The organism is Snodgrassella sp. CS2, assembly GCF_050310315.1.
In the GTDB taxonomy this organism is placed as follows: Bacteria; Pseudomonadota; Gammaproteobacteria; order Burkholderiales; family Neisseriaceae; genus Snodgrassella; species Snodgrassella alvi_E.
In genome coordinates this window covers 573,835-591,512 of record NZ_JBNPBA010000001.1, presented here as the reverse complement: position 1 = coordinate 591,512, position 17,678 = coordinate 573,835, and the positions used below count along the sequence as shown (strand labels likewise).

Here is a 17,678-nt window from a genome sequence, read left to right as displayed (position 1 = left end):
TAGCAAAAAAAAGATCTGCTACTTTTTCACACTTATGTTGATTTATTCTCATGGCTATATCCGCTAAATTTATTTTTTGATCTTTAGTAATAAAGATACTTTGTAAATATACAATAACATATGCGTTATATTCAATCAAGTTTTATTATCTATTATGTTATTGAAAAATTTAATATTTTTGTTTATTTTTATTGAGGCTTTTAATGAATTTTAACTGTACATTTTAATATATGTTAAGTTTTGAGTTAGTTAATTTTGGAATTGAAATTTTAGTGGTTTTGTTAATTAAATTTATGGTTTTATAGTTTATATTGATTTGAAATTATTTTCAGTTGATTTTTCAGTTTAAGTTTAATGTTTTTGATTTAGGGATGGAAGGAAATCTTAAATTAAGATTATATGTGATGATTTTAGAGGTGTTAGGCAAACTTATGTTTTGATTAAAAATTAAGCTGCATGGATTGTTTGATTTGAGAATCTTACTTGATTTTGATGTGGTTGCTGTTTTATATGTATGTGAATTTGTAAGAAGTACGGCAGTAAGTGGCAAAGAGTAAAACTTATCCGATGGCGATTCATCGTGCTATGGGTGAGCTGACTGTAGCAGTGATGCTGCTGGGGGAGCAATCTGAAGTTTGATGGAAATCTGATTGTGCAGGTGCAGTAAGGGTGTGCTAAAAATGCCTGGTACTGAAGCTACTTTGGCTGCTACCTGCTAAGCTATTGCATGTTTTTCTAAGTGATCATTACTTATGCTACCTACCCGGATGTTATTACTAATACCTACTGGAATCTTATCATTTCCATTATTTACACCGAGATTTTAGTAGTAATAAATTTACCTGCCAACATTGGGTTGGCAGGTTTGATTGAATAAAATATGTGTAACTACTTAACCCCACATAGAAGAAATTTGGGTTTGTTGGGTAAATTGTTGCATCTGGCTAACCAAATCAGGTGATAACAAGTTTTCTTGTGATTGAGAATCGGCATAATAATCGTGCGCATTAATCCCATGAGCTGTGTCAAAAGCGGCCATCGCATCAATTAGCTTAATGATTTGGCTTCCACTTAATTGTTTGCCATCAGCAGTAACAATTTTGTAATGGTCAAAGGTAGAATTTTCTTCCCAGTAGTTTACCATTACCTGATCTTGTGAACCAATGTGAGAGATGACTAGCTGACCGTTGTTTAAACTTAACCAAAGCTCATTACTGCTATATTCGGAAAAATTCAGTGTATTCATTTCTCTAGCTGAAAATTCATATTCGATAACTTGATCCATCCCGTGTCCGGCACCAAAAATATATGTATCGTTGCCAGTACCGCCGTAAAGAAAATCATTACCGGTACCACCAATTAGAATATCATTTCCATCGCCACCATTTAAAATATCATAGCCGCTGCCACCATCTAAAATATCATTTCCATCGTCACCTTCTAATTTATCACTACCGCTGCCGCCAATCAAATTGTCGTTTCCTCTTCTCCCAATTAAATAATCATCTTCAGCAGTGCCTGTTAAAACCATATTGTCATATTGTTTTGATTTATTATTACCAAGTTCTACATAGTCAGAGCTGGTATTAATGGCTGGAATAACTGTTATATCAGCCGGAATATCTTTAGCAGTTAATGAGCGGTCATCAAAAGTAAATTTAAAATCAGAATCTTTATAAACAAAGAAATTAAATATAGTGACAATATCGTCATTGCCATAAGCTTTAACTAAAAGATTATCTCCTTGTTGGATAAACTGTACATTATTGGAGTATGCATCCTTAAATACAAATTCATTCGAATATCCGAATCCATTGCTATAAACTGTATTAACAACATCCTGACCATGGCCTTTTTCAAATACACAGATGTTGTTACGGGCACTGGTCCATATATAGTCATTACCTTTTCCTCCATCTATATAGGCATAGTCAAAGCTTTGAGCTTTTATACAATCATCACCATCTCCACCCTCAAGAATACTATAGTCTCCATATCCAATTAATGTATCGTCACCTTTGCCTCCAATTAAATGAGTAGGATACACAGTGGAGGGAGTTTCACAACCTAATGTATCGTTTTCCACTGTGGCGGACAATAATTCCTGTCGGCTAAGTTCATTCATAATTTCAGTTACGTTTTGTCCAGTTTGTTGTGCCACGTTCAAGGCCACATCTGCTACATTTAGTATCTTATCATCAGCGATAAAATTGAATGCACGGTAAGAAGGGGCGTAAAAATAATACGGTAATCTAATACTGTCTTCATTGTGATATGGGTGGATGATTAAGTCATCTCCATCGCGAGTAAATACTATATCTGTAGCCTTAGCACCTTTAAGTACAAGTTCATTACATTGATTTAAAAATGGTAATTCCGCAATACCTCTGTCTTCAATGGAGATTTCTTTACCTTGGCTGCCCTGAAATATATAACGATCACTTTTCCACTTTTCATCATCTTGATAGATATCTTCAGATACAAGAATAGTGTTCATTTCTGTTGTGTTTTGTATGTTAGACATAATCATTTCCTGAAATTAGCGTTGCTTGGGAGAAATTATTTCAGCTCTTATGTTGCTGAATATTCAAGTGAGTGCTGGTTATTTATACCCAATAAGACTTGGAAAAATTTTTAGACAGAATTTAAGTACGTTCTCCAATTTATTCTTCATAGATGAAGATGTTTATAAATGTTATGAATCGTCAAAATAACACAAATGTTATATTCTATCAAGTTGAGTTATCAATTATATTATTGAAATATATATTTTTTTTATTATGTATCTATTAATATTTCTAATGAATTTTTACTATCTATTGGTATGGATGTTTGTTAGTGCTGAGGTTAATTCTGAATTAAATATTTTAAAGTATGTGTTAATTGAATTTATGTTTTTGAGGTTGATATCTATTTGAAATTATTTTAAATTGATTTTTTTAAGTTTGAGTTTATTGTTTTTGATTTAGGAATGGGAGAAGATTTTTTTATAAGTGTATATGTGATGGTTTTAAAGGTTGTGAGGCAAGCTGATGTTTTGCTTAAAAAATGAGCATTGCGGATTGTTTGTATTGGGATATGTAACTTGATTTTTATACTGTAGCAGCCATATTAATTATTCATTTTGTCGGGGTTTTGATGATGGCAGAAACTAAGTTGATATCGTCGGATCAATTGACACGATTTGTGTTTGATGATTGTCCGGTGCGTGGTCTGCATGTGAATTTGCAAGAAGTATGGCAGCATGTAGCAGAGAATAAAGCTTATCCTAAGGCGATTCACCGTGCTCTGGGTGAGCTGACTGTAGCAGCGGTGCTGCTGGCAAGCAATCTGAAGTTTGATGGTAATCTGATTGTACAGGTGCAGGGTAAGGGTGTGCTGAAGATGCTTGTTGCTGAAGCTACATCGGCTGCTACCTGCCGAGCTACAGCACGCTGGGATGAGTCTGCAAAAATCGATGAAAATATGTCGCTCGTGGATTTGCTGGGTGAGGGCGGTATGTTTGTGCTGACTTTACAGCCAGCTCAGGGTGAATCTTGGCAGGGTATGGTGGAGCTGTCCGGAAACAGTATTGCACAGATGCTGATGAATTATATGGCGCGTTCTGAGCAGCTGGCCACGCATATTACGCTGGCCGCTGATGAATCAAAGGCTGGCGGGTTGTTGTTGCAGAGGCTGCCTGAACAAGATATTAATGATGATAGCTGGGCTGAATTGTGTGCTCTGGCAGAAACGCTGACAGCAGATGAATTGTTAAATTTGGATGTGCAGACTTTACTTTTTCGCCTGTTTCATGAACATGAGGTACGGCTGTTTTCGCCGCAAAATGTGGAGTTTGCCTGTACTTGTTCGCGTGGCAAGGTTAGCGATATGTTGTTATTGCTGGGCGGACAAGAGGTGGGTGAAGCTGTAGCTGAGCAAGGCAGTGTAGAGGTGAACTGTGATTTTTGTCATGAACGTTATGTATTTGATGAAGCTGATGTCAATGCTTTGTTTGGCAGTAATGTGGTTGCCACAGCTCAGCAGGAGCTGGCAGCGCGACAAATCAATCATTAATGCTTTAAGCTGAAAAAACAGCCAGTTCAATAACTGGCTGCTTTTTTATACGCTGATGTATCTGAGATGCTAACTTAATGTTGCATTATAGCTTCTATTTCAGGAATGGTTTTGGGTACGGAGGCAGTGAGTACTTCGTTGCCGTTTTCTGTAACCAATATGTTGTCTTCGATGCGGATGCCTATATTGTGAAATGCTTTTGGTATATCATCTGCGGCGCTGATGTACAAACCGGGCTCTATAGTGGTGACCATGCCTGGCTGTAGTAATATGGGTTGTTCTTGATTATCGAAACGACCACCCACATCATGAACATCTAGACCTAGCCAGTGGCCAAGGCCATGCATGTAAAAACGGCGGTAAGTCTGCGCTTCGATGTTTTGTTCCAGACTGCCATGCAGTATGCCTAGATCGATTAGTCCTTGAGTAAGCATTTGGATTGCCGCAGTGCTGATGGTTTGCCAGTATGCTTGTTTGACTGTAGAAGCTATGCTGGCTTGATTAACTGCCAGTACGATGTCGTAAACATCTTTTTGAGCACTTGTAAAACGGCCGTTTATGGGAAAGGTACGGCTAATGTCTCCGGCGTACATTTGATACTCAGCACCGGCGTCAATCATGAGTAGCTCATTTGGCTTAAGCTGGCAATTATTGCTGACGTAATGAAGACAGCAGGCGTTTTTGCCACCGGCTACGATGCTGTTGTAGGAGGGAAAACGTGCTCCGCGCTGCATGAATTCGTGCAGAATTTCTGCTTCTACCTGATACTCGAATTGCCCCGGACGTGTGGTCTGCATGGCTCGTATGTGTGCTTGTGCACTGATTTCGGTGGCGATGCGCATGATTTTTTGTTCATGCTCATCTTTTATTAGGCGCATTGGGTCGAGTATGGTGGCAAGATTCACCATGCTCTCAGGTGCGATTGTGCTGCCGTTGGTTTTGCGGTAATTAGCTATGCGGGCAATTTCATACCATAATTCCTGCACTTTAGAATCATTGTCGGGATAGAGTCCCCAGAGGGCAAACAGGTGGCGATGGCCGGACAGGGCTTTTTTGAGGTAAGCCGGCCACTGGCCGATGTCATCGGCGCAATCAAACGCAAATACTTCGCGCGCAGCGCTGTAGCCATAGCGGAAACCATTCCAGATTTCATGTTCGGGGTCTTTGTTGCGGCACAGTAATGTAGCACTGTGCTCGCGCCCGTTGAGAATCAGGGCTGCACCAGGTTCGGGAAAACCGGTGAGATAATGAAAATAGCTGTCCTGTCGGTAAGGGTATTCGGTGTCGTTACTGCGTCTTTGTTCGGGTGCGGCAAAAATAATAGCCACTCCATCTTCGCCAATTTGACTAAGTACATGTTGGCGTCGCTGCCGGTAAACGTTGATGTCAGTATCCATTATTAGTATTTCTCCCTGCTGCCGTTGCGGCGAGCAGTTTGTATTTGTTGAGCCAGCCATAGTGCGAGTATGGCACCGCTAAGGTCGGCAATGGCATCCATTATATCGCCATTGCGGGTGGTAAACAGTGCTTGAATGATTTCGCTGGTGGCTGCCCAGATAATGGCGCTGATGAGAAGCAGACGTTGGGGTATGGTGAAACCAGCACTGAAACAGGCTTTGGCCATTAACCAGAATTGGCCAAAAAACAGGCCGAAGTGGCAGATTTTATCGAACTGTGGAATAGGCACAGGATTGCCGCTGGATTTGAAAAACAGAAAATAAATGCTAGCTAGAAACCACACGATGGCAATGAGCAGCCATTTGTTGAAATAAAGGGTAGCTTTCATCGGGATTCTGCTTCGCTGAGCCATTGCTGGCACAAAGATGCAAGGCGAATGAATTTATTGCCGCGCTGTAAAAATAGCTGTTGCCATTGCTGTATGGTTGCTGTATCCGGTGCTTCATCTATGCTGCATTCATTTAACCAAAAATCGAGAACTTCGGCACATTCTCCGGCAGAAGCGGTTTGAAAAAATTGGGTAGTGGCTTGCATGAATATGAGCGTTTTGTGCCTGTTGAGGGGAAGTAAGAAAAAACGGACTGGATAGCAGTCCGTTTGGCTTTATTCGGTTTCCAGTACTGCGGTGGTGTAGACGTTCTGAACGTCGTCGAGATCTTCGAGAGCGTCAAGTAAGCGTTGCATTTTTTCTGCCTCTTCACCTTCTAGTACCGTTTCGTTGACCGGACGCATGGTGACTTCGCCGTCAGCAGCATGAAATCCTGCTTGTTCGAGTGCTTCTTTGATGCTGCTGTACTGATAAGGCTCTGTAATGACTTCTTTTGAACCGTCTTCCTGTATGATGACATCATCCGCACCGGCTTCTAGGGCGGCTTCCATGAGGCTATCTTCATCAACGTCGGGGCTAAAGAGTAAATAGCCCTGATGAGCAAACTGAAAGGCTACAGAACCATCTGTACCCAGATTGCCGCCGTGCTTGGTAAAGGCATGGCGTACATCGGCTACGGTACGGGTTTTGTTGTCGGTGAGGCAGTCTACCATCACTGCAGCACCACCTGTACCATACCCTTCATAGCGCAGTTCTACATATTCGACACCTTCGAGATTGCCAGTGCCTTTGTCTATGGCACGCTGAATATTGTCTTTAGGCATGTTGGCATCGGTGGCTTTATCCATTGCCAGACGCAGGCGCGGATTGGCTGATGGATCACCGCCACCTAGTCTGGCGGCAATGGTAATTTCTTTAATCAGGCGGGTGAAGATTTTGCCGCGTTTGGCATCCTGACGCCCTTTACGATGCTGGATATTGGCCCACTTGCTGTGTCCTGCCATTTTAAAATCCTTGTTTCTATGATGATTTTATGTATCAAAACAATGCCAAAGCTTTTGGCTTTGGCAGGTTTTAACGCCATCAAATAATTGAAATATGGTATTAATTTTACCATATTGCTTTTTTATTGAGTAGGCTGCTCTATGGTTTGTATTGAGATGAAGCAAGCTAGAGTTTTTATATATGTTGGCGTTGCCAATGATTTAACCATGCAATGCAGCCGGCATGGATGATGGTGTAGGTTTCGCTAAAATTGCCGCTGAAATAGGGATCGGGGACATAATCGTATTCACTTTCTGGCAGCAAGTCGGTAATTTTGTAAACTTTGTCTGGACGGCTATCGCCGAAAATACGGGCTAAATCATGTAGATTTTTGTCATCCATGGCGATGATATGATCGTAAATGGCGATATCTTCTGGCCTGACCTCGCTGCTTTGAAATCCATCGCTGTTGATATTATGAGCAATGAGAATTTGTTTTGTGCCTTGATGCATGTCTTCGCCGTTGTGCCAGCCGGATGTACCGGCACTGGCTATTTCAATTTGTTCACTCAGCCCTTTTTCTGCTACGAGTTTGCGCAGGATATATTCGGCCATGGGTGAACGGCAGATGTTACCTAAACAGACAAATAATACTTTGGTGGCCGGCATGTCAGTGGCTCCGCGGAAATAGTGGATTATGCCCGATCATGTTGATGGATTGGGCATAGCTGGGTAGTTGTGCTTGCGCACTGATGGGCTCATGCAGTAGGTGGATGTTTTCAACATGGCATTCGGCCAGTAAATCTATGAAATTTTGTACGATGGTATCGATATCATCCGCTTGAGTAAGCGGCCAGCGGAAAATCTGCGGCTGAAGTTCGAATGCGCTGTCGGTAGCGTTGAATCCAAACAGGATATTGCCACCATCTTGTGCTGCGATAACCACGCCCACGCGCGGGCTTTGCAAGCGAATAGAACGGATGGCATTGGTGGTAAATACATCACACGCCATACGCAAACGCATAGCACTGCCGCTGCGTAAGGCATTGAGTGGTGATTGCGGTGGCAGCGGATTAGTAAATAATGTGGCTCCGGCACTGGCTAGATGGGTTTGCCAAACCTGCATCAGGGGTAGGGCGGTATCTGCTAGCTGATGGCCGAGGGCTGGTAGGATGTCTGAGCCGGCAAAGCCAAGTGCGTAAAATACTTGTACTGACTGGCCCGTTTCCACTATAAGCGGGGTGTGCGGCAGCTGACTGAGAAATTCTGCAGCGCTTTGTGGATTTTGCTTGGCAGCGAACCATTGACTGGCCTTGATGTGGGTCAGGGTGGTGTCATTGATGAGGTGTGGTGCCCAGTGGATGGTTTGCCAAGCATCTGTCCATGGTTGGTTTTTAAAGATTTCAGCTATGGCAGTTACTGGGATAGTGTCGGGAAGACAAATATTTTCTTTGGCTCCACCTACAACGATGACAGGCAGTGCGAGCCATTGTACTTCTGTGGGTGTGTGTGCCTGTAAGACGTTTTCTAGGCTTTCCCAGAGGATGTTGTATATCTTGCTGCTGGCTGCCATGGACAAGGCTACGGCGAGGTTGGTGTAATGGTTTTGGGCCAGCATGCGGCTGATTTCTACATGCAGACTTTCGCGGGCAAGGGTGGTCTGTGCTTTGGATGTTGGGTTGGCCAAGCTGGCTGCATGTATGAGCAGGTCGTTTTTGACTGGATCAGTTGGAAATGCCCTTGTATCAGGCAGACAGTGATGTGTGTTCATGATGTTGTGTCTGTTTAAGTAGACTTGTGTAAAGGTGATATTGTAGCAATTAGTTTTGTGTGAAACGAGTACAGGGGTATTTTCTGTTTGTGACCCGTGGAATTTTATACTTTAGATTGCTGCGGATTTGATTAGTTGTTTGGCTTGAAACTGAATCGGGCTGCCCTTATTTTTATCAAACAACAATTATTTTTGGGTAATTCGAGAACAATTATGAAACAAACACACAGTTTTCAGACTGAAGTTAAGCAGTTGTTACAGCTGATGATTCACTCTTTGTACAGTAATAAAGAGATTTTTTTGCGAGAGCTGATTTCCAATGCGGCCGATGCCTGTGATAAGTTGCGCTTTGAATCATTGAATGATGCTTCTTTGCTCGGTGATGATGCTGAATTCAGAATCACGGTAACTGCGGATGCGGAAGCCAAAACGATTACGGTTTCTGATAACGGTATTGGTATGAGTGAAGCAGATGTGATCGAGCATCTGGGCACTATTGCCAAATCGGGTACCAAAGCGTTTTTGGAAAAGCTGACAGGTGATGATAAGAAAGATGCCAATTTGATTGGCCAGTTTGGTGTGGGCTTTTATTCTGCTTTCATTGTGGCCGACAGCGTAACTGTTGAAAGTCGTAAAGCTGGTGTGGCTGAAAATGAAGGGGTGCGCTGGGTAAGTGCCGGTGACGGTGAATTTACTGTTGAGCCGATTAGCAAAGCTTCTCGTGGTACTGATGTGATTTTACATCTGAAAGAAGATGAGAAGGATTTGCTGTCTGACTGGACTTTGCGTCGCATTGTGACGACTTACAGTGACCACATTTCTGTGCCGATTTATATGAAAAAAGCACCGGAATATGATGAAGAAGGTAATGTAAAACCGTCTGATGAGCTGGAGGTGGTGAATCAGGCGCAGGCGCTGTGGCAACGCCCGAAAAATGAAATCAGTGATGAGCAATATCAGACATTTTATCGTCATGTTTCACATGATTATGATGATGCGTTGGCATGGACTCATTTTCGGGTAGAAGGCCGGCATGAGTATACGGGTTTGCTGTATATCCCTAAACATGCACCATTTGATTTGTATGAACGTGAACCCAAGCATGGGGTGCAGTTGTATGTGAAACGTGTATTTATTATGGATGACGCAAAAAAGCTAATGCCTTCTTATTTGCGTTTTATCCGTGGCGTGATAGACAGCAGTGATCTACCACTGAATGTATCACGTGAAATTCTGCAGGAAAGCCGTGATCTGGATGCGATTCGTGCAGGTAGTGTGAAAAAAGTTTTGTCGTTACTTGAAGATTTGAAGAAAAACCAGCCGGAAAAATATACTGAATTCTGGCAGGTATTCGGGAATACGCTGAAAGAAGGTATTGCTGAAGATTTCAGTAATAAGGAAAAGATTGCTGGTTTGTGTCGGTTTGCTTCCACCCATAATGATGGTAGTGAGCAAAATGTTTCACTAGCTGATTATATTGGCCGCATGAAGGAAGGTCAGGAAAAGATTTATTACATTACCGCCGATAGTTATGCCGCAGCAAAAAACAGTCCACATTTGGAAATCTTCCTGAAAAAAGGTGTGGAGGTATTACTACTGACTGACCGTGTGGATGAATGGGTAGTAAATAGTCTGCCGGAATTTGATGGCAAGGCTCTGGTGAGTGTGGCCAAAGGTTCACTGGATCTGGGTAATTTGGCCGATGAGGAAGAAAAAGCGGCACAGGCAAAAACCGAAGAAGACAATAAAGAATTGGTAGAACAGATCAAGACTGCACTGGGCGATAAGGTGGAAGCTGTGCGGGCAACGGCACGGCTGACAGATAGTCCAGCCTGTTTGGTAGTAGGTGAGCATGATATGAGCCAGCATCTGGCACGCATGCTTGAGGCTTCGGGTGCTGCGGGACAAATTCCGCATACGAAACCTACGCTGGAAATTAACCCCGAACATCCGCTGATTAAGAAAATTGCTGTGGAACAAGACGAAGCTCAGCGTAATGAGTTGGCTGAACTGGTTTATGACCAGGCACTGTTGGCTGAGGGCGGTAAGCTGGAAAATCCGGCTGCATTTGTGAAACGTATGAATCATTTGTTACTGACGATGAATCAGTAATAGGATTTTTTAGTCTAAGCTGCCTTATTTAAGGCAGCTTTTTTATGTCTTAATAATTTTTTAGATTTAATTATATTGTATGAATAATGCTATTTATATAATGACTATAAATTGAATATTCAAATGTTTTAAAGCAGATTTTGGCTGATGTCTAAAATAATTAATTTTAATCTATAAATTCAACTTTATTTGAACCAAAATTTTAAATATATGTTCATTAAAAGAGTATAAATTGAAAAATTAGTTAAATTGCGATATTATTTTTTATAGAATGTAGTGATTAAATTTTTTTCAATATTTTTTGGAGTTTTGATGGATAACAATAGCAAGGAAAATTTTGATTTTTCTAATTGGGGCTTAAGCAAAGCTTGGCAGTTCAGATTTGAATTTTATGAAAAAAATGGTTGGCCTAAATTCAAAAATACTGCAAAATTCAAAGAAAATTTCAAACTATTGCCATTAAAACAGCGGATAATAGTAACAGGTAATTTTTTTGCATGTTTTGGTCCATTGTATTTTTTATGTATGGGAATGTGGCGTAAAGCAATTGTATTATGGATATTTCTGTTTTTGATGGATGAAATTATTATTGTCTGTGGTGGAAGTCGAGGAATTTTAATATGTTTCAATGTAATATTATCAATGTCAATAGCAAATACGGCATATTATTTACATCGAGTGAAGAAATCTAAATCCTTTAATATATTTGAAGGAATGTTTTAAGCTGCGCGAATAATATTGTATTCTTGATTGAAAAGTTTTAGTTGTTACTAACTCAGCATTAGTTTGTTAATCATATATTTGTTATAGTTTTATGGACTCTATTTTCAAAATTTAACTTAATAAATTATGTATTCAATAAATAATAAATTTAAGCCGAAGTGGTAATTATAATTTATTACATAAATATTTATTTGTTATTAATTAAATTGGCTTTAAAATAAACTCTTTCATTTTTGAACATATCAGAAAACAATATTTTTATCCATTAGTAATAATATATGGCATTATTTAAGAAATACAACAGCAGCTTCAGAGTAAAGCCTCGAAGCTGCTTTGTATTTAAGTAGGAAAGGTTTACTTTGCTGTGTTTTTTTTATGACATGCCTGAATGAGATAGGCTAGTACTAAGCACACTAGAAAAGGAAGACCAAATAGAAGGGTGGCGTGGAAAATCGGTGTAAACCATGTTGTTATCAGAATACTGATGATGGATATTAAACCGGCCAGCGTAATATAAGGAAATCCGGGTACACGAAATTTTAGTGTCTGCTGCTGTCTCTGCATGCGGATACGAAAACACAGATGGGTCAAAAATACGGCGCCCCAACTGAACAAAGCACCAAACATAGATAACGCTATCATTACTGGAAAAGCGCTTTCCGGTTTAAACATATATACCAGAGCCGCTACAGCAATTCCCGCGGAAGATAAAGCCAGCGCATTCAATGGCACACCGTTACTTTTTACTTTACCGAGTATTTGTGGTGCTTCGTTGGCGCGAGACAGGCTGAACATCATACGTGTGGCGATGTAGAGCATGCTATTCATTGCGGAAAGTGCGGCCACTATAACAATAAAATTAAGGATGCTGTCTGCATACGGGATGCCAACGTTTTGCATGACAGTTACAAAGGGGCTGGTACTACCTGTTTTGATTAGTTCCTGCCATGGTACCAGCATTACTATCAGACTGAGTGCAAGTAAGTAGAAAATCAACAGTCGCGCTAGTGTACCTTTGAAAGCTGTTTTTACGGCTTGCTCGGGGTGAGTGGCTTCTCCGGCGGCAATGGCAATCATTTCGATGCCCAGATAGCTGAATATCGAAATAATCACTCCTGTCCAAATACCCGAAAATCCGTGCGGGGCAAAGCCATTGCCAAACAGATTGTGCTCAATGCGGATGATACTGCCTTGTGATACCAATACAGCCACTGCCAGCAAAATGAATACTATGATGGCAAATATTTTGATGGTTGAGAACCAATACTCTACTGAACCAAATGCTTTAACACTGTAAGCGTTGACGCCAATCAAACAGCAGGAAAACAGGGCTATCCATACCCATGAATCTACTTGCGGAAACCAGAATTTCATATATTCGGCAATGGCGGTGACTTCTGTACCTACGGCTAATACGATGCAAGCCCAGTAACTGTAGCGTACCAGAAAGCCGGCCAGTGGGTGCAGATAGAATTCAGCATAAGCGCCAAATGAGCCGGATGTGGGGTGCTGGACGGTCATTTCTGCCAGACAACCCATAAGTGCCAATGCAATTAGTCCGCCAAGGGTATAGCTGATAATTACTGCAGGGCCGGCAAAGCCGATAGCAAATTTGCTGCCTAAAAACAAGCCGGTACCAATGGCACCGCCAATGGCAATCATGCTCATCTGGCTGGCAGATAGTTTTTTATGCAGGCCGGTTTCCCGCGACTGTATACGCTCGAAATTGCTCATCTTTTTTCCTCAGGATGAGATGCACAAGCCGAGCAGAAGATTCACGCTCGGCTTTTAGCTGACTGAATGAAAGAACGGTCTATCAGGTTACTTGCCCACGTGTATGAAACTTAGGCTGTGCCCATTCCTGATTGATCAGTACCTGTTTCAAATGCTGAACAGCCTGCCAGATATCGGTATAGCTCAGGTATAGCGGTGTGACGCCGAGCCTGATTACTTCGGGTTCGCGATAGTCACCAATTACCCCGCGGGCAATCAGAGCCTGTACAATGGCATAACCATGTGGATGGCGTAGGCTAACGTGACTGCCGCGATGCTCATGTTTGCGCGGGGTAATCAAGGTAAGTCCAAGGCCGGCACATTCCTGCTCAGTGAGGTTGATGAGTAAATCGGTCAGTTGCAGTGATTTGTGTCGTACGGCTTGCATATCAGTTTGGAGAAAGATATCAACGCCACACTCTATAAGGCTCATAGAGACAATTGGCTGTGTACCGCAGAGGTAACGACGAATGTTGTCGGCAGGTGTATAGCTGACTGCCATATCAAACGGTTTTTCGTGTCCCCACCAGCCTGATAATGGCTGGCTGAATGCGGTCTGATAGCGCTGATGCACCCATAGCATGGCAGGAGCACCAGGGCCACCATTAAGGTATTTGTAGGTACAGCCGATGGCAAAGTCGCTATTACTACTATTTAAATCAATGGGTACGGCACCGATGGAATGACATAAGTCCCAAATAAGCAGGGCACCATGACTATGCACAAGTTCATTGGTGGATGCCATATCGTGCAGGTAGCCGGTACGATAATTGACATGTGACAGCACAACTACGGCAGTATGCTGATTAATGCTTTCGGCCAGATCTGCTGGTGTATCGACTAACTGGAGTTGATAGCCCTGATTAATCAGCGCCATGAATCCTTCAATCATGTAGATATCTGTGGGGAAGGAATCACGTTCGGCTATGATGATTTTACGGCGGTTGTCTTTTTGCTGCTGAATATCGACCGCGGCTGCCAGTACTTTAAAAAGATTAAGGCTGGTGGTATCTGTAACGACGGTTTCATTTTCTTTAGCTCCTATGAGCTGGCCGATTTTGTTGCCAAGCCGCAGCGGCAAATCCCACCAGCCGGCTTTGTTCCAGCTGTTAATGAGGTCTGTGCCCCATTGTTGATTAATTACAGACTGTGCTCGCTCTGAGGACTGACGGGGCTTTGCGCCGAGAGAATTTCCATCCAGATAGATTATCCCTTGTGGTAATTCAAACTGGGTTTTAAATGCTGCCAGTTTGTCGCTGGCATCCCATTGCTGACATTGTTCTTGTGTAATCATTGTGCTCAGGTTGAATCTGAAAATGAATAGTGTACTGAATTGCAGCTGGTGATGGTAAATAAATTCACAATTTATTTAGTTCGGTTAAGCTGTATCAATATTTTTCAGATTATTAAATTTTCTGCATGGAATGTCGATTTGGTTTATTCAATACGGGTTTGGTTGCTGCCGATTTTGAATACCTGAGCCAACATACCCATCAGCAGGATAACGGCAGCCAATATGCTAGTGTAAATTACTTCATATTTATAGGTGCCTTCAAATATCATGGTGATGATGGATGCAATAATTAGAGCGATAACCAAATAGGTGAGCCAAGGAAAGCACCACATTTTAAAACTAATGATTTTTCCCTGTTTTTCCAATTTTTTGCGTAGAAATAATTGAGAGAAGCTAATGGCCAGATAGACATACAGAGCAATGGTGCCGGTAGCGGTCATCAATACGTCGTAAACATTCATTTTAGCTGTGGCGGTAAGGTATACGGCCAATAAGGTAAAGACACAGGATACTAATACGCCAATTTGTGGGCTGCCGTTTTTTGAAGTATAGGCCATTATTTGATGGGCATCGCCGCGTTTGGCTAATGAATAGAGCATGCGTGAACAAGTGTATAGAGCGGAATTAAAACAACTGAGTACGGATGTGAGTACAACGAAGTTAACAATGTGGCGTGCCTGTGGAATACCGAGAGAAGTAAGTACCACGCTGTATGTGCCCCAAGTGGCATCCTTCAGATGCGGGTCGTTGTATTGAATCAGACACACGGTGATAAAAATTGAACCTACATAAAACAGAATAATGCGCCAGACTACGGATTTGGTTGCTTTGCGGATTTCTGTAGCTGGATGGCTGGATTCAGCAGCGGCAACAGTAACGATTTCAGCTCCTATATAAGCAAACATAACCCCAAGCAGTGCGGTAACCACGGATGAGATGCCATTGGGCATAAAGCCCTGACCGGTTAAATGCGACCATCCTTGTGCATCTGCCTGTCCCCATGGCCATAAATGCATGATGGCCAGACTACCTATAATCAGAAATAGAACAATGGCGACTACTTTGATAAGGGCGAACCAGAATTCAAATTCGCCGTAATTCTTAACATCCATTAGATTGATGATGACTAATGCGATGGTTATTGCCAGCATGTAGCCCCAGATGGGTATCAGCGGAAACCAGTTGTTAAGAATTTTACCGGCTACATAAGCTTCCCAGCCCATTAGTAGAGCCCAAAAATACCAGTAAAGCCAGCCAATACTGAATCCAGCCCAGCGGCCGATAGCAATATCGGCATATGTGGAAAAAGAGCCACTGTCGGGATGAGACACGGCCATTTCACCGAGCATTCGCATAATCAGCATCACCAATAGACCACCAGCAGCATAAGCCAATATGGCAGCCGGACCGGTATGAAAAATTACTGAACCCGAACCGATAAAAAGGGCGCCACCAATTACGCCGGCTATAGATATCATGGTCAAGTGGCGGGATTTCAGTCCATTTTTTAATGTTGATGATGTACTCAATGTTTTCTCCTCTAAAAGAATTAGTGCTGGACTGACTAATTAAGTCAATTGCAACCCGCAAAAAGTCTTCCTGATCGATGCAGAGCATTCAGGTTTTTTTATAATTGCAGCGGGGAATGCGGCAGCATGAAAGGATGCTGCCGCAGATTCAGAATTTACTGATCGATACCGGCCAGTAATATGTATTTGATTTCTAGGTAATCTTCAATGCCGTATTTGGATCCTTCACGTCCAAGGCCTGATTGTTTGACGCCACCAAATGGAGCAGCTTCATTCGACAACAGGCCGGTATTGATGGCTACCATGCCATAATCCAGATTTTCGCTGACACGTACGATACGGCCGATGTCTCGACTGTAAAAATAGCTGGCCAATCCGAATTCTGTATCGTTTGCCCAGCTGACCACATCTTCTTCGCTGTCGAAGCGAAATACCGGTGCCAACGGGCCGAAAGTTTCTTCACGTGCCACTTTCATTTCCTGTGTCACATTTTTCAGCAGGGTGGGCTGAAAGAAGAGTTCGCCGTGATGGTCTGCAGTACCTCCGGTTACAATTTCTGCACCTTTGCTTACTGCGTCAGCAATGTGTTCTTGAACCTTGTTTACAGCACTGGCGTCAATCAAGGGGCCGACAGTGACATCTTGTTCTAGTCCATTGCCGATTTTCAGTTTAGCGATGGCCTGAGCCAGTTTGCTGACAAACTCATCGTAAACTGCGCTTTGTACGTATAAGCGGTTGGCACAGACACAAGTCTGGCCGGCATTTCGGAATTTGGAAATCATCGCACCTTCAACGGCGGCATCAATATCGGCGTCGTTAAATACGATAAATGGTGCATTGCCGCCCAGCTCCATGGAAACTTTTTTCACGGTGCCGGCACATTGCGCAATCAGTTTGCGGCCTACTTCGGTGGAACCGGTGAAGCTGAATTTTTTCACCCGTTCGTCTTCGGTAAGTACTTTGCCGATTTCACTTGAGCTGCCAGTGATAACATTCACTACGCCGGCTGGAATGCCAGCACGTTGAGCTAGTTCGGCAATAGCCAGTGCAGAGAGCGGGGTTTGTGATGCAGGGCGGATAACAAAAGTACACCCAGCAGCCAGCGCCGGCGCAATTTTGCGCGTAATCATGGCATTGGGAAAGTTCCACGGGGTAATCGCGGCACACACACCTATCGGCTGCTTGAGTACCATAATGCGTTTGTCGTTGGATGGTGCTGGTATGGTGTCGCCGTAAATGCGTTTGGCTTCTTCGGCATACCATTCTAGATAAGATGCACCATAGGCAATTTCACCTTTGGCTTCGGCTAAAGGTTTGCCTTGTTCTGAGGTTAGGATAATGCCTAAATCTTCCTGATGCTGCATCATCAGCTCAAACCAGCGGCGCAGCAAATTACTGCGTTCTTTGGCTGATTTAGCCTGCCATGGTTTCAAGGCAGCCTGTGCCGCGGCGACGGCACGTTCTGCTTCTGCGGCGCCCATGCGTGGTACATCGGCCAGATTGTGTCCGTTGGCCGGATTGATAACTGAAATAACAGCGCTGTTATCAGCATTTACCCATTGGCCATTTATCAGACATTGGGTTTTTAAAAGTGCACGATCATGCAGTTGCATAATTTTTTCCAAATTAACTGTATCAGACATTACAGGC

The 17,678-nt window shown here is 42.7% G+C and carries 14 protein-coding genes; 3 read left to right on the top strand and 11 right to left on the bottom strand.

Annotation, left to right across the window (positions count from 1 at the left end):
- Nucleotides 1-892: 892 nt before the first annotated feature.
- The gene (locus tag ACQP6D_RS02775; RefSeq protein ID WP_427857368.1) at nt 893-2,524 is read right to left on the bottom strand and encodes a calcium-binding protein; all 1,632 of its coding nucleotides are present in this window, start codon (nt 2,522-2,524) and stop codon (nt 893-895) included.
- 617 nt (nt 2,525-3,141) lie between these two features.
- Here ACQP6D_RS02775 and hslO point away from each other — a divergent pair.
- Entirely contained in the window at nt 3,142-4,056 is a 915-nt protein-coding gene (hslO, locus tag ACQP6D_RS02770) for an Hsp33 family molecular chaperone HslO (RefSeq protein ID WP_427857469.1), read from the top strand.
- 74 nt (nt 4,057-4,130) lie between these two features.
- On the opposite strand, the gene ACQP6D_RS02765 is transcribed toward hslO, so the two are convergent.
- The 6 genes from ACQP6D_RS02765 to ACQP6D_RS02740 all read right to left on the bottom strand — a co-directional run bounded on the left by ACQP6D_RS02765 (nt 4,131) and on the right by ACQP6D_RS02740 (nt 8,597).
- Nucleotides 4,131-5,453, bottom strand: coding sequence for an aminopeptidase P N-terminal domain-containing protein (locus ACQP6D_RS02765; protein ID WP_427857367.1), 1,323 nt, complete (start codon nt 5,451-5,453; stop codon nt 4,131-4,133).
- A gap of 2 nt (nt 5,454-5,455) precedes the next feature.
- On the bottom strand, nt 5,456-5,842 hold the full coding sequence (locus ACQP6D_RS02760) for a VanZ family protein (RefSeq protein ID WP_367440365.1): 387 nt from the start codon (nt 5,840-5,842) through the stop codon (nt 5,456-5,458).
- Nucleotides 5,839-6,048 (bottom strand): dioxygenase, encoded by a 210-nt coding sequence (locus ACQP6D_RS02755; RefSeq protein ID WP_100139870.1) that lies wholly within the window; start codon nt 6,046-6,048, stop codon nt 5,839-5,841. The genes ACQP6D_RS02760 and ACQP6D_RS02755 overlap by 4 nt, the downstream gene beginning before the upstream one ends.
- A gap of 69 nt (nt 6,049-6,117) precedes the next feature.
- Entirely contained in the window at nt 6,118-6,846 is a 729-nt protein-coding gene (locus tag ACQP6D_RS02750) for a YebC/PmpR family DNA-binding transcriptional regulator (protein WP_100139871.1), read from the bottom strand.
- Nucleotides 6,847-7,021: 175 nt separating this feature from the next.
- Nucleotides 7,022-7,495, bottom strand: a complete 474-nt coding sequence (locus ACQP6D_RS02745; protein WP_427857366.1) for a low molecular weight protein-tyrosine-phosphatase — start codon at nt 7,493-7,495, stop codon at nt 7,022-7,024.
- A gap of 1 nt (nt 7,496) precedes the next feature.
- Complete coding sequence (locus ACQP6D_RS02740; RefSeq protein WP_427857365.1) at nt 7,497-8,597, bottom strand: conjugal transfer protein; 1,101 nt, start codon at nt 8,595-8,597, stop codon at nt 7,497-7,499.
- Between the two features lie 213 nt (nt 8,598-8,810).
- On the opposite strand from ACQP6D_RS02740, the gene htpG reads away from it, so the two are divergent.
- Together htpG and ACQP6D_RS02730 are read left to right on the top strand one after the other, a co-directional pair.
- Nucleotides 8,811-10,709: a molecular chaperone HtpG gene (gene htpG, locus ACQP6D_RS02735; RefSeq protein ID WP_369608947.1), complete on the top strand. Its 1,899-nt coding sequence runs from the start codon at nt 8,811-8,813 to the stop codon at nt 10,707-10,709.
- Between the two features lie 312 nt (nt 10,710-11,021).
- Complete coding sequence (locus tag ACQP6D_RS02730; RefSeq protein ID WP_427857364.1) at nt 11,022-11,432, top strand: DUF2628 domain-containing protein; 411 nt, start codon at nt 11,022-11,024, stop codon at nt 11,430-11,432.
- A gap of 354 nt (nt 11,433-11,786) precedes the next feature.
- Here ACQP6D_RS02730 and ACQP6D_RS02725 read toward each other — a convergent pair whose 3' ends face one another.
- From ACQP6D_RS02725 to ACQP6D_RS02710, 4 genes are all read right to left on the bottom strand, one after another.
- A complete protein-coding gene (locus tag ACQP6D_RS02725; RefSeq protein WP_427857363.1) occupies nt 11,787-13,166 on the bottom strand; it encodes an amino acid permease in 1,380 nt (459 codons plus the stop codon).
- An 82-nt stretch (nt 13,167-13,248) separates the two neighbouring features.
- On the bottom strand, nt 13,249-14,499 hold the full coding sequence (gene kynU / locus ACQP6D_RS02720) for a kynureninase (RefSeq protein WP_427857362.1): 1,251 nt from the start codon (nt 14,497-14,499) through the stop codon (nt 13,249-13,251).
- A gap of 143 nt (nt 14,500-14,642) precedes the next feature.
- Nucleotides 14,643-16,028 (bottom strand): amino acid permease, encoded by a 1,386-nt coding sequence (locus tag ACQP6D_RS02715; protein WP_427857361.1) that lies wholly within the window; start codon nt 16,026-16,028, stop codon nt 14,643-14,645.
- A 155-nt stretch (nt 16,029-16,183) separates the two neighbouring features.
- Entirely contained in the window at nt 16,184-17,671 is a 1,488-nt protein-coding gene (locus ACQP6D_RS02710) for an NAD-dependent succinate-semialdehyde dehydrogenase (RefSeq protein ID WP_427857360.1), read from the bottom strand.
- Nucleotides 17,672-17,678: the final 7 nt, after the last annotated feature.

What these genes read in the sequence shown, in the direction of transcription:
- ACQP6D_RS02740 (WP_427857365.1), bottom strand. Translation starts at nt 8,597, where the DNA reads ATGAACACACATCACTGTCTGCCTGATACAAGGGCATTTCCAACTGAT.
- ACQP6D_RS02745 (WP_427857366.1), bottom strand. Translation starts at nt 7,495, where the DNA reads ATGCCGGCCACCAAAGTATTATTTGTCTGTTTAGGTAACATCTGCCGT.
- kynU (WP_427857362.1), bottom strand. Translation starts at nt 14,499, where the DNA reads ATGATTACACAAGAACAATGTCAGCAATGGGATGCCAGCGACAAACTG.
- ACQP6D_RS02710 (WP_427857360.1), bottom strand. Translation starts at nt 17,671, where the DNA reads ATGTCTGATACAGTTAATTTGGAAAAAATTATGCAACTGCATGATCGT.
- ACQP6D_RS02730 (WP_427857364.1), top strand. Translation starts at nt 11,022, where the DNA reads ATGGATAACAATAGCAAGGAAAATTTTGATTTTTCTAATTGGGGCTTA.
- ACQP6D_RS02765 (WP_427857367.1), bottom strand. Translation starts at nt 5,453, where the DNA reads ATGGATACTGACATCAACGTTTACCGGCAGCGACGCCAACATGTACTT.
- ACQP6D_RS02755 (WP_100139870.1), bottom strand. Translation starts at nt 6,048, where the DNA reads ATGCAAGCCACTACCCAATTTTTTCAAACCGCTTCTGCCGGAGAATGT.
- ACQP6D_RS02775 (WP_427857368.1), bottom strand. Translation starts at nt 2,524, where the DNA reads ATGTCTAACATACAAAACACAACAGAAATGAACACTATTCTTGTATCT.
- hslO (WP_427857469.1), top strand. Translation starts at nt 3,142, where the DNA reads ATGGCAGAAACTAAGTTGATATCGTCGGATCAATTGACACGATTTGTG.
- ACQP6D_RS02750 (WP_100139871.1), bottom strand. Translation starts at nt 6,846, where the DNA reads ATGGCAGGACACAGCAAGTGGGCCAATATCCAGCATCGTAAAGGGCGT.
- ACQP6D_RS02760 (WP_367440365.1), bottom strand. Translation starts at nt 5,842, where the DNA reads ATGAAAGCTACCCTTTATTTCAACAAATGGCTGCTCATTGCCATCGTG.
- htpG (WP_369608947.1), top strand. Translation starts at nt 8,811, where the DNA reads ATGAAACAAACACACAGTTTTCAGACTGAAGTTAAGCAGTTGTTACAG.
- ACQP6D_RS02725 (WP_427857363.1), bottom strand. Translation starts at nt 13,166, where the DNA reads ATGAGCAATTTCGAGCGTATACAGTCGCGGGAAACCGGCCTGCATAAA.